Origin of the sequence: Agathobaculum sp. LCP25S3_E8 (assembly GCF_052117165.1) — a bacterium.
Taxonomy (GTDB): Bacteria; Bacillota; Clostridia; order Oscillospirales; family Butyricicoccaceae; genus Agathobaculum.
In genome coordinates this window covers 36272-49280 of record NZ_JBQKJR010000021.1, presented here as the reverse complement: position 1 = coordinate 49280, position 13009 = coordinate 36272, and the positions used below count along the sequence as shown (strand labels likewise).

9 protein-coding genes are annotated in these 13009 nt (G+C 53.8%); 3 read left to right on the top strand and 6 right to left on the bottom strand.

Translation table 11 applies throughout. From position 1 onward, the window contains the following. Positions 1–66: 66 nt before the first annotated feature. The 5 genes from ACTQ34_RS09075 to ACTQ34_RS09055 all read right to left on the bottom strand — a co-directional run bounded on the left by ACTQ34_RS09075 (position 67) and on the right by ACTQ34_RS09055 (position 7565). Entirely contained in the window at positions 67–906 is an 840-nt protein-coding gene (locus tag ACTQ34_RS09075) for a hypothetical protein (RefSeq protein WP_441363519.1), read from the bottom strand. Positions 907–934: 28 nt separating this feature from the next. After that, positions 935–3532: a hypothetical protein gene (locus tag ACTQ34_RS09070; protein ID WP_441363518.1), complete on the bottom strand. Its 2598-nt coding sequence runs from the start codon at positions 3530–3532 to the stop codon at positions 935–937. A gap of 39 nt (positions 3533–3571) precedes the next feature. Beyond that, the gene (locus tag ACTQ34_RS09065) at positions 3572–4426 is read right to left on the bottom strand and encodes a hypothetical protein (RefSeq protein ID WP_441363517.1); all 855 of its coding nucleotides are present in this window, start codon (positions 4424–4426) and stop codon (positions 3572–3574) included. Positions 4427–4465: 39 nt separating this feature from the next. Then, complete coding sequence (locus ACTQ34_RS09060; protein WP_441363516.1) at positions 4466–6271, bottom strand: hypothetical protein; 1806 nt, start codon at positions 6269–6271, stop codon at positions 4466–4468. Positions 6272–6524: 253 nt separating this feature from the next. Continuing rightward, positions 6525–7565, bottom strand: coding sequence for a sensor histidine kinase (locus tag ACTQ34_RS09055; protein ID WP_441363515.1), 1041 nt, complete (start codon positions 7563–7565; stop codon positions 6525–6527). A 267-nt stretch (positions 7566–7832) separates the two neighbouring features. Here ACTQ34_RS09055 and ACTQ34_RS09050 point away from each other — a divergent pair, with 267 nt between their 5' ends. The 3 genes from ACTQ34_RS09050 to ACTQ34_RS09040 are packed head-to-tail and all read left to right on the top strand — an operon-like array spanning position 7833 to position 11106. Next, complete coding sequence (locus tag ACTQ34_RS09050) at positions 7833–8561, top strand: response regulator transcription factor (protein WP_441363514.1); 729 nt, start codon at positions 7833–7835, stop codon at positions 8559–8561. Then, on the top strand, positions 8558–10864 hold the full coding sequence (locus tag ACTQ34_RS09045) for an AAA family ATPase (protein ID WP_441363513.1): 2307 nt from the start codon (positions 8558–8560) through the stop codon (positions 10862–10864). The genes ACTQ34_RS09050 and ACTQ34_RS09045 overlap by 4 nt, the downstream gene beginning before the upstream one ends. Before the next feature lie 14 nt (positions 10865–10878). Continuing rightward, positions 10879–11106: a hypothetical protein gene (locus tag ACTQ34_RS09040; RefSeq protein ID WP_441363512.1), complete on the top strand. Its 228-nt coding sequence runs from the start codon at positions 10879–10881 to the stop codon at positions 11104–11106. Between the two features lie 112 nt (positions 11107–11218). On the opposite strand, the gene ptsP is transcribed toward ACTQ34_RS09040, so the two are convergent. Next, positions 11219–12931, bottom strand: a complete 1713-nt coding sequence (gene ptsP / locus ACTQ34_RS09035; protein ID WP_441363511.1) for a phosphoenolpyruvate--protein phosphotransferase — start codon at positions 12929–12931, stop codon at positions 11219–11221. Between the last annotated feature and the right edge of the window lie 78 nt (positions 12932–13009).

The window sequence follows — 13009 nt, the reverse complement described above, 5'->3', positions numbered from 1 at the left end:
CTACATCCCGATCCATTTTTCCTCGTTCCAGCATTGCTCTCACCACCTATTCCTATTTTACCGCGCTCAAACGAAAAAGCCCAGCTTTTGCTGGACTTTTTCGACAGACTGGCAGGATTCGGTATCGTAAGAATACAGCGTTTGCGTGCCGGTATACATCTGGGCAACCTCCGCCATGGTCTTACCCAGCAGTTCATCATAAACGATGTCCCCGCTGCGGAAATTGCCGGCATAAATCGCGTTTCCACTGGCATTGAACAGCTTACCCGCACCAGCCCGTTTTCCCTGGGAATATTCTCCTTCATATTCCAGAACACCGCTTGCGCGATACTCCTTGCCTGTGCCGCTGTACTCGTTATCCACAAAAGTGCCGACATATCGTACACCTTCACCGGGATAGTACAGTGTTCCTGTGCCATTGTATTTGCTGCCGGAAAACGCACCTTCATACACCAAATCGTTGTTTGCGTTATACAATGCACCCTGCCCCTCGGCCACGCCCTTTTTCACATCACCGATATAGGCAACATAACCGTCGTGCGCGGTCACGCGCGCCCGGCCGCTGTAAAATTTCAACACGATGGAATTATAGCGGTAGGTAGGGTCCCCGCCTCCGTCCTTGGCAATCCAGCCCGAACCGATTTGCCAAAGGATCAACAAGCACACAACACTCAGCGCAACCACAATCGCGTAAGCCAGTCGCTTGCTGACCAGCCAGCGAAACATCGGATAGTAATCCCGTTTATCTCTGGGCCGAACATCAAACAGCTTGCTGAAAAATTGGCGCAGTTTGGAGATAACCTTGGTCTGCCAGAACGAAAGGGTGAACACCAGCCGAATTTTGTTCCATAGGCTGGTAGCCTTGGCCCGAAGCGCGGAAAACAGCGTATCAAATATTCGTTTCAACGAGTTTCGGGCCTCCTTTCAGGGTTGGTTAATGCGAAATGCCAAACAGGTCATAGTGGGCTTCCTCTCCCGCACCTGCATTGAAATAATGCTCACAGGCAAACAGATACCAGCGCGCCACACCATCCGCCGGCGACAGCCGCAGGATAGCAAGGAAGAGGTTTCTTGCCAGATAAAAATCATTTTGATAGAAGCAGCGGATGGCTTCCTGCATGCGGGCATCATACTGTTCCCGCTTGGTGCGCTCCATCTCGCCGTAGCAGTCGAGCATCTCATAGAGCTTGTACATCGTCTTTCCATCCGCGGTGGAGAAAAAGCCGATATAGCGCGTGCTGAAATGCTCACTGAGCGTTTGCAGAAAAGCGTCCGTTACCACAAGGCGACAACCGGTTTCCGCCAGCTGCGTCAGTTTGCTGCTGAAAAAGCTGACCTCAGAGGAAGCAAGATACGGAAATGCCTCATCCTCCGTCCCTGCAATGCCATACAGGAAATGCGCTTTATGCAGCAGCGCAAAGCAATTTGTATTACCACTGCCATTGTCGCCCAACAAATTAAGCAGCGCCCGCACGCCTTGGTCGGGCGATTGCTTGAACATCACCCGTACTGCGGAAAGGTCAAATCCGCCGGTCAGCAGCACACCGCCCCGCGGACGAATGCTTTGGCTGAGGTCCAAAAAGCAGCGGTTAACATAATCCATGAAATCGCGGTCGCTCAGCGAAGCGCGCATGCGCTCACTGTCCCCAAAAGCAATCAGGCCGAGTGAACCATCCGCTGCGACCAGATCACCGCAGTTGACTTCGGTCACCGTGCCCCGCTCAAGCAGCTGCTCCATGCTGTGCGGCACAAAACGCCGACAGGACTCGAGCGTTGCATTCAGCTCATAATCGCGAATCGCCATGCCGATCGACAGCTCCTTGAGCGACTGCCAGAGACGGCCCAGTTCATCGTCCGCGCAGGTCACCTCATCCAGATTGGTATCTCCCATCGCCAAGCGGTCCATCTGTGCAGCCAGCGGCACCAGTGGCCGCAGATACCGGCGGATGAGCATCGCCAGCACCACAGCAAACACTACATAAATGACCAATGCCAGCAGCAGAAACAGCCCCAGACCGCCATTATCCAACAGGGACTTTTCCGTCCCACTGACTGCCACCACCAGTATGGACACCATCTGCCCGGCCTGACGCACCGGCACGGCACACAGGCTGGTGCGATGACCGTCCAGCGTAGTGCTCCCGCTGGTCAGATAGCCGTGCTCATTCGTCTGCATCACGCACTGCATCAGGTCCGCATTTGCGGTCAGGCCGTCACGCGACAAATATACCGGTGTTTGTGCGCCATCCTGTATGGCATACACCGCATAAGCCACCATCAGGTCGGCTTCTTCCATTCCATCGAGCGTTGTCTGCCCGTCTGTTTCCTCGGAAACGTTGCTATATGACAGCGTAGAGGCCAGGTTCTGCGCATACCACTGCGCGGTCTGCTCCGTACTGCCTTGCTTGCTTTGCCAAATCGAACCACAAGCTACCAGCACCAGCGCCGCAAAAAACAACGCCGATATGCCAACGACCGCTGCTGTCATGCGGCTGCGCAAGCGATGTCCTGCCACAAAATGCAGCACGCCAAGCACCAGCAGCACCAGTACGAACACCGCGACCGCCGTCATCAAAACCGCAGGCCACCGCAGTTCCAGCCGAACGTCCAGCGGCACTTGCAGTCGTTCAACCAACCGAACATCCTCGCCCTCCGTGCGGGCCAAGGCGGTTTTCCCATCCTCGGTATAAACGCGCAGCGCCAGTAAATTAGAAGTTGCCGCGCCCGAAAGCACGGTTTCGTCGATTTCACGCGCCCGCAGCCGGTTGGAGGTGCCGGTCAAAAATACGCCGGGCTGCGCGCCGCGCGCCCACAGATACCCATTGGAAGCGCACAGGCCGCTCAGCGGCGTATCGCCCTCCTCCAGCACAACGGTTTCCAGCGTCTGCCCCACCGTATAAACCAGCGTACCATCCGACAGCAGCGCGCACAGCGTGCTGCCGCCGCCATGCACTGCGGTGACAACGTTTTTTCCCTCCGGCGCATTGGCTTCGGTGACGGAAAGCAGCTCTCCGTCCTCCTCTTCCAGATTCAAGCGATACAGCTCTATCGTGTCAATCCGCACACCTGCGCGGCTCGCTTCTCCCACACCGGCCAGATAAACCATGCGGTCGGACACCGACAGGCCCGTCACATCCAAATTATCCACTCGGTCCGTGCACAGTACTGCGGTCTCTCCGCTTGCCATATCCAGACGGACCAGTTCCCAACCGTCAAACGACGCCAGTCGTGTATTGCCGAACCGACGGATGAAGAACACCTGCCCATCCGATACCGCCAGCGGCCCGATTGCCGTCGCGCGGTCCTGCGCACGGCTGTCTTCCTGGTAAGCATATTGCACACGACCGTTGCTGTCCGCTGCGATGATGCGGGAATGGCTGTCATCGTTTGCCGTCATGTACACGCTGCCGTCCGCATCAAAGGCCATATCCTGCGTCATTTCATCCAGCGGAAGCAAATCCACCGGCAAAAACAGCGCACACAGGCATGACAGCAGCAAAAGCAGCCCAATCCCCAGCCACTTTTTTCTCATCGCAGTTTCTCCCCTCTGTTCCGCCAGCAGGCGGGTGATTTAGGCTCCTCCGTCCAGCCGCTCGGTTCCCACCACATCCATCGAATGCTCAAACAGTCGGAACAGCGGCACATCGCCGAGAATCAATTGGCACAACAGCACCAGCACCGTTAGAATGACAATCACAACCGACACGCGCAGCAGCCATCGGAACCATCTATCCTTATTCCGCAGCCACATGCCCTGCAAGCGCTTGCGCAAAGACGGCTTGCGTTCGGGCACCAGTGTCAGTCGGATGTCCCGATACAACTCCGCCAAACTCTGGTAGGATGACTTCTCCAGCTTCATGTGCAGCAGCTTCATGCTTTTGAGCTTCTTATTATCCGGCTCCAGTGCCAATATAGCCGTCACACAAAGGTCTGTGCATACACCCTCATCATCTGCCGGATTGAGCGGTGCCAAATCCACCTCATAAGTGAAATATACCGACCCATCTGCGGCAATGTTTACGCAATCCTGTTCCAACAGCAGGGCCAGCACGGCAAACGGCATCGGACTTGACAGACACGCCATGACCAAATCGATGCCGATTTGCTCACGCTGCTGCACACTGACCGCCTGACCGGGTGCAAAACGCCGAAGCGGTCGAGCCGGCCGGTAATCAAACAGAAAACACAGGCTCTCCCCCTCCGCAAAGCGGGCCAGATAAGGGCTTTCTCCCTCCAACAGCTCACGCGGGCTGTTTTCAAACAAGTCCAGCAGAGCACGAATGCACCCCCGGTCGTGCACTATCCAAAGCGTATATTTCGCCGCAACGGGTGAATTCCGGTCGCGGCAAATCACCACATCGTTGTGCGTGCCGTGCAGCACCTCATGAATGGGCTCGAGCAGCATGTTCTCTGTGCGGTATACCAATCCAACCCATCCCTTCTGTGCGCAAATCTCAGCGCAAAGTTATTTTTCTTCCGATTGCTCGTCTTCCGACTCCGTATTCTTTTTGACCACCGCATACGCATAAGTGCTGATCAGCGGATCATCCGTGCAGGCGATGCGAATTTCGTACACGCCCTCGCGTGCCGGCGCGGTATACACGCCGTCCGTCGTGATCTCGCCCGAGCCCTTTTCGGTCAGCGTATAAGTCAGCGTGCAAGGCTCCATATTGTGGAAACGCACATTGAAATAACGGCTGTCCCGTGTGCCCATGACGATTGTCGGCGGCATGGCGGCAATGCGCTTGCCCTTCAAATCGCTTTCCAGCTTATCTCCTGCAGCCGGAATTTTGTAAGCCATCCAACGCAGCATAAGCAGCGCGTTGGTCGTCTCCTCGAGCATTTTGGCCGCAACCATAAAGCTGCCGCGATCGCTCATCACCTTGATTGCCAGTTCCGCCTTCGGCACCGGGGTCTGCTCATCTGCAAACAGGTCGGTGTTTCCGTAAATAATGCTGCGCGACATCTGGTTGGTCTTGGGGTCCTCGGAAAGATACTCAAACCCGAGGCTGACAAACACATCCCCCTTGCCCAAACCGTGCATAATCTCGTCCGAATAGAATACACGTCCCGGCTTTGCCTCCCGATTGAGCGGAATTTCACACAAACCGGTCGCAAACAGCGGTTCACGCGGCGCAGCCGGCATGTGCTCCGTTTGCTCAGTCGGCTCTGCCGTATGCACAATAACCGGCGCGGCATCCTGACTGCCATAATAGGTGCGGAGCATACGCCGCTGCGCCTCGCCGACGTTGGTGCGCACATACTGTTTGACGCCGCTTTCCTGTACCGACTCGATCATGCAGTTGTTCTGCGTGCGCTGCAATTTCAGTTCTGCCAAACGGATATAGGTATCCCCCGCCGCCATCTCACGGTTTTCCAGACTGACCCGTCCCAGTTCCCGCTCAATGATAGCCTCTGCGTCCGTCTGTTCAATCACCGCGCGCACGGTCATTTTTTCCGATATCTGTACCCGCTGGCCCGCCAGACGAATGTCCACGCGTCCCGGCTCCGCAATAATGACCGAATCCTGTGCGGGACGCTGCTGTGCGGTCAGCCAAACCTGACGCACAATCCGCTCCCCCTCTGCAAGCATGGCATCAACGACCGTGATCTTCGTCTCATGCGTTTCATCTTCCGCGGTCAAGGCCGGGGACTGTAAAACGCACTCCATGGAAAACGGAAGTGTCCGGTCGGACTGCTTTGTAACGGTAAGCGTCATCCGCACGCGGCTGCCGCAGGGAATGAAGGCAGGAATGCTCAATTCCACTGCATAATCCGCGTCCGCATACAACTGCATACGGCTGAAAAATTCGTTTTCCGGCTGCACGGGCAGCGCGGTTTTATCCGCATCGAGCAACAGAAACGATACGCCCTCGCGCAGGCGGTTCATTTCGTACTCCTCCTGATCGCGTCGGTTGACCGTATAAACCGGCTGCTCCGGCTTTTCCTCATACCGCAGGCATAGGCTGACGCAGTCGCTCTCAAGGGCTTCAAAGCCGTCAATTGCACTAAGCTTGCGCACAACAGAGCGATCCAGTACAAGCTCACGCCCCATGCTGTCCAGCGCAACGCCGGATTCAATCATGAGCGAAACATCATCCAGCGCATATACACCCAAACCGCAAACAACGCCCTCTCCAAAAAGCATCTCATTTAAAAAGCGCCGTTTGTTCCCCATATATGTCTGCTCTGCCTGAAAATCCGCCGAGGTCAGCAATTTCCCGACATAATACCGATTCCTCTCAAACGGAAAAAACTGTTTGTTGTTCAAAGAAAGCACCCCATTTTCGTTTGGACCGGCGCCGACACCCACATCCTGTGCGCGCAGTCTGATTCCCCTCTGCGGACAACGGCGTCCGTTTCCGCCTTTCAAACACATTGCCCATATTATACCATTATTTTTTGACAAAAAAATTAAAGATTATCTAAAAACATTCATTTTTCCCTTTTTCTCCTCCTATTGTATGCAATAAAAAACACAGATTTTGTGCAAACTCACAAAATCCGTGTCTTTTTCCGTCATTTTATATATTTTCTGACTGTGGCTTGCCAATCGGCAAATGCAGGACGATACGCATTCCCATACCTGGGGCGCTCTCCGCCTCACAGCGTCCGCCATGTGCATGAACGATAATATTCACTAGATGCAGCCCACGTCCACTGCCGCTCAAGCGCTGTGTATTGCTTCCACGAAAACCGTTTTCAAAAATGTGCGCTGTTTGCGCACTGTCCATACCGAAGCCGTCATCTCGGTAAGTGAGTACCACTTCATTCTCGCCATACGCAAGCAGAAACGTCACCGTACCTGGTCTGCCCATGTATTTCATGGCGTTTTCCACAAGATTATCCAATATATGCTGCATCAAAATCGGGTCGGCCAAAACCGGCATGGCCGGAACAAGCGTAACCAGTTGACAATCTATATCCTTTTCCTGCGCTGCCGCGCGCAAATCGCCCAGATTCTTCTGCAAAAAATCAACCAAATCAAACGAAACCTTTTGCAGTCCTTCCGATAAATCGGCTTCGCCGTCACGCACCTTTTGCAGATTGCGCCCTATCAATTCATTCATGTACTTCAGCTTGTCGGCAATTTTACCCAAATATTCCCGCTGCTCCTCCGTCTCCTCGATAACGCCGTCACGCAGCAGCTCGGCATAGCCGATGGCAACCGAAACCGGCAGGCGCAGCTCATGCGAAACATGGCTGAAAAATGCTTCGTTACGCTCCTCACACTCGACCTGCATCTGCAGCAACGCACGATGCGACGCTGCGCGCTCCTGCTCCAATTGTTTCGCAGCGTCCTTTCTCTCCTGCTCCAGCTGTGCCTGCACCAACCGCAGCCGTGTCTGTTCCTGCGCAAGCTGTCCGTTCAGAACTTCGTTTTCCTTCTCACATTCCCGCAGACGATACGCATATACCGCAATCACCGCACATACCAACGCACCCACCAGCACCGTCCAGCCGTCGAGCATTTGCATATATCCCAATATGCAAAGCAACAGTTCGAACCCCACGGCGCATGCACCGGTAAGATACAGCCGTCTGTTTTTCTCCCGCTGTGTCATCTTCTTTTCACCTAACTATGCTGTGATAGATTTCCCCCACGCTTTTATCATATTCAGTATACCTTTTTTTGCATTATCACGCAATCTTTTTTATCTATTCTTGCATATCAGTTCTGCAAATTCCCATACGAAGTAATTGACACGAAAAAAAGCAGCGTGATATGATAATAATATCCTATATTCTTATCGCACTTTTGTGCGCTTACCCTAGTCACGCCTGTGCATGTGCATGTGTGTTTCGACTTAACATCGAGGGAGCAAAAACCTATGATAAAAATATTAGTTGTGGAGGATGAACCTGACCTCTCCAATATTATCCGCCTACACCTCAAACACGCAGGTTACGTATCTACCGCAGCCTATTCCTGTGCTGAAGCGCTTACGCTGCTGGAAAATAATACCTTTGACCTCATTATTCTTGATGTTGTCCTGCCCGACCGGCGAGGAACGGAACTCTGCGCGCTGATACGTGAGCATTCACAGTGCCCGATTATTTTTGCCAGCTGCCAAGATGACAGTCAAACCATCATCCATGCACTGCAATCCGGCGGGGATGACTACATGATAAAACCGCTCAATTATGACGAAATGCTGGCGCGCATTGAAGCGAACCTGCGCCGACATCGTGCGGCACCCATACAGCCTGCACCGCTTGGCACACGAGAATATCCCGGCTTTTCCATTGACACCGAACACCATTGCGTTCGGCTCACGGACGGGGACGGACAACCCGTTTCGCTGTCCACCATCGAATACGATCTGCTGCTCTATTTTTCCGACCACCCCAACACCCTGCTGCTTTATAATGAGCTGCACCGCCATATCTGGAAAGCTGACAGCGCAGGAGACACCCGTACAGTTATGGTGCATATCTCCAACCTGCGAAAAAAAATTGACCCCAACCACACCGGCATCATCCAGACTGTGCGTGGGGCAGGCTACATTTTCAACACAAAGCCCACCACTGCGCCTGTCAACGGAGGTCATTTAACATGAATATCCCACAGTTATTTACTCCCGCATCTGCTCAAACACCGTTTGAAAGCTATGCGCAATATACCAGCTACCTGTTTGCCTGCGTTGACCAGCTGCTGAGCCAGTATGTTGACCAATTGATACAATCATTCACATCAGAAAACGGCAATCTGAAAAATATCCTTTACCCTGATCTGGAGATCGCTAACAGACTGTGTGAAAAGCATGTCAACGATTTTCTCAGTACACAGCTGCCGGCGTCCGATCAAGCGCCCTCTTCCAAATCGGAAGATACTCCGAATTCACTGTTCGACAGTGAATTTGATGAATTGTTTGCCGATTTTGCCAACGACCTGCCTTCCGCTGCGCCCGAACCGGAAGCCGATACCGATATCGCCGCCATGCTGCATGTGCTGCGGCAGCGCGCGGCAGCTACCCAAGTTCCGCTGCCGATGCATCAGCTGTGTGAGACATTGCATCTGAGCGACTTCTCCCTGTTCTGTTTTGCCTGCGCCATGCTTTCCGCCACGCAGACCAACTATGCATCTATTTTTCAGGTCATCGGCCAGAACGGCAATCTGGTTGCACCCAGCATCGAATCCGCTGCGCGTGTTTACTACGGCAAAGACTTTTCCATCACCACAGCCTACGGCGAAATGTCGCGCGCACTCGAACAGCTTGCACCTGTGGTTGACCTTAAAATTAACCAAGATCTGCCCTTTTCTACCATTGTCTCCCCCGATAAGCGTCTGATTGACTTCCTTTTCGGCTGCGATCCGCTGCGCATCGACCAGAATTACAAACGCTTTTTCTCAATGCTGACAAACGAGCAGGAACTCGACCCCTTTCTCGCCAATCAGCAGGTACTCGATGCGCTCACCATCGCCTACGAAGACGGCGTGCGCCTGTTCTCTCTTTACGGTGACGAAGGCTCGGGGCGCCGCTTCACCATCCGCCATTTCTGCGCCCAGAAGGGACTGCGCTGCATCACGGTCGACGGTGCCAAATTGTTTGGCTATGACTTTACCTTTGTTCAGCAAGCTCTGTGGGCGGTCGCGCGCGAGTGTCTGCTTACCGAGGCATGCTGCTGTCTGACCAATCTATCCTACCGCGAGGAGGAGAAGGATCGCTTTTTCGGCTATATGGACCTATGCTTCGAGCGGCTGTCCGACCATGGTGTGGCGGTTTTCACACACAGCCGTGACAAACTGCCCCTGCGTGAAATGACCTCACTGGACTTTGCTCATTTGGAACTGCCCACGCCCAACAACCGCGAACGCATCGCGCTCTGGCAGCATTATGCCGAAGGATATGCGATGGCAGAAGATGTCGATTTGTCCGAAATGGCCACCAAATTCCTGTTTACCGGCGGCAAAATTAAAAACGCACTGCATCAGGCACGCAGCCTTGCCTCGATGGATAAGGAAATTCTGATTTCGCGTGACAAGCTGTTTAAAGCATGCAACGCGCAGATGAGCCATGAGCTAACGCAAAAGGCTACGCGCATCCCCGCAAACTTCACTTGGGATGACATCGTTATGAATAAGGACCAGCGCGAAGCCTTACAGCATGCAGTCGACCAAATGACCTATCGCAAGCAGGTATATGAGGATTGGAACTACTTGAAAAAGTATCAGTACGGCCGCGGCCTGTCCGTTTTGCTGTTCGGCGCGCCCGGCACCGGCAAATCCATGTGTGCACAGGTTATCGCCAATGCGCTCAATCTGGAATTGTACCGTGTCGACTTATCCAAGGTCGTTGACAAATACGTAGGCGAAACAGAAAAATCCATTTCGATGATTTTCCGTGAGGCAAAAAAGTGTAACGTCGTGCTGTTTTTCGACGAATGCGACACGCTGTTTGCCAAGCGCTCGGATGATGGTGGCTCCAACCAATCCTCCAATAATAACAAAACCGCGCTGCTGCTGCAGGAGGTTGAGGCATACGATGGCGTATCCGTGCTGGCTACCAACTACAAACACAACATCGACCCCGCGTTTTTCCGCCGCATGAAATTCATCGTCGAGTTCCAGTTCCCCGACCCGGACACCCGCGAAATGTTGTGGAAAACCACCATTCCCAAGGGTACGCCGCTGGCCGATGATGTGGATATCCGCTTTTTGGCCGAGCGCTTTGAGTTCGTTGGCGGTAATATCAAAAACTGTATTCTGAACGCTGCGTTTCTCGCCGCTGCCGATCCGGAAAGCGACGGCGATGTGCATATGAAGCACTACCTACAGGCAATCCGGTACGAATTTGTCAAAACCGGCAAGGTATTCACCCGCGCGGACTTTGAGCCATATGCAAATCTTGTGCTGACCTGAAAGGAGAATGCCGCATGCGTTCCATTGAGCAATTGGAAAAAAACCAGCGCATGAATGCAAAAAAGCTCCCATCCGTTCCCGATGAGGAAACCGAAGAGGAAATGGAGTTCCGGGCTTTTGAGCCCGTGAACACCGCTGCATCCATTTTTGACCGGGACTTGGACAAACGCTTCGGCGGTATCAATACCGCGCCGTCGATTTTCGACCGCGGCGCCGTATTTCATACCCGCCAGCCTCGCTGACAGCCCACCGTACAAATACAAAAAGCCCGTTCACCTTAAAGTGAACGGGCTTTGTTTTGCTTTTATGAGATGCAGCGCATCACATTGTACGGTCTTATTAAGCAGATCTTGCTCAACCACGCCACGCGGCAAAAATCTGCTCTGCATCGGTGGCGCTCGGCGCTGCCACCAGCTTATCCGCCAGCTCCTTGCACTCCGCGTACGAGTGCGCTGCCAGATCGGCCTTCGCCGCCAGCATTGCCGAAGCGGACATGGACAGATTGGTCACGCCCAGACCGCAGAGCACCGGTGCCATGCCGGGCGTACCGGCCATCTCGCCGCACACGCCGACCTCAATGCCATTCTCATTGGCTGCCTTAGCCGTCATTGCAATCAGGCGCAGCACACCCGGATGCAGCGGACGGTACAGATAGGAAATCTTCTCATTGATGCGGTCCACCGCACAGGAATACTGAATCAGGTCGTTGGTACCAATCGAGAAGAAATCAACTTCCTTGGCCAGCATATCCGCGCAGACAGCAGCCACCGGAATCTCCACCATGATACCGACCTTGACATCCGGATTATGCTCCACGCCCTCAGCTGCCAGCAAATCCTTCGCCTGACGGAGAATCTGCTTGGCGTTGCGGATTTCCTCAATTGAGGAGATCATCGGGAACATAATACGTAAATCGCCATACTTTGCCGCACGCAGCAGCGCACGCAGCTGAGTCAGGAACAAATCAGTCTTATTCAGGCAGATACGGATTGCACGGTAACCGAGGAAGGGATTCTGCTCCTTCTCAAGCTCGAGCGCCGGCACTTCCTTATCGCCGCCAATATCCAGCGTACGGATGATGACCGGCTTGCCCGCCATGGTTTCGCACGCCTTCTTATAGGCCTCAAACTGCTCTTCCTCGCTCGGAAGATCATCGCGGTCCATAAACAGGAATTCGGAACGGAACAGGCCAACGCCTTCGCCGCCCAGCTCCGCCACGCGGACTGCATCGTCCGGCGTACCAATGTTGCCTTCAACCACAATGCGGCGGCCATCGCTCGTTGCACCCTGGCGATCCTTAAACTTGGCCAGCATCGCCTTGCGCTCGTCCTCCGCCTTTTTCTTCTCTGCAAACTGCGCCAGTGTTTCCTCATCCGGGTTGACCACGACTTCGCCTGCCACGCCGTCCAGCAGCAGATCGGAACCATCCTCAATGCCGTCTACCTTATCGCCTGCGCCTGCAATAGCCGGAATGCCCATCGAGCGCGCCATAATCGCAGAATGGCTGGTGCGACCACCGATGCGGGTGATAAAGCCAACAACCGGCTTCGAGCCGATCTTCGCCGTATCAGACGGCGTCAGGTCGTTGGCAATGATAATGCACGGTTCAGTAATCGAATCGATCGCATTGTCCGCAATGCCCTTGAGATTTTTGAGCACACGCTTGGAAATGTCCCCGATATCCGCCGCACGCGCCTGCATGTATTCGTCATCCATTGCGCGGAACATCGCCTGAAAATTCTCGCAATTGACAAAGCAGGCATACTCCGCGCACACCTTTTCCTCTTCCACCAGATTGGTCATACCCTCAATGAAGTCCGGATCGTCCAGCATGAGCAGATGCGCATCAAAAATTTCCGCTTCCGCCGCACCGATGTTTTTCTCCGCTTCATCGCGCAATGCTTCAATCTGCTTTTTTGCATTTGCCACAGCATCGGTCACGCGTTTCTGCTCGGCCGCAACATCCGTGATGCTGTCTTTGACGACCGTCAAATCCTCCTCTTTGATGACCAAGGCCTTAGCATGTGCAAGCCCCTCCGAAACGCCGATCGCTTTAAACTTGACCATAGCCGTATCCTCCTGTTTTCTTGTATTTCTTATACAAAAACCATATGCATTTCTCAAATTACATTGTATAATATCTAC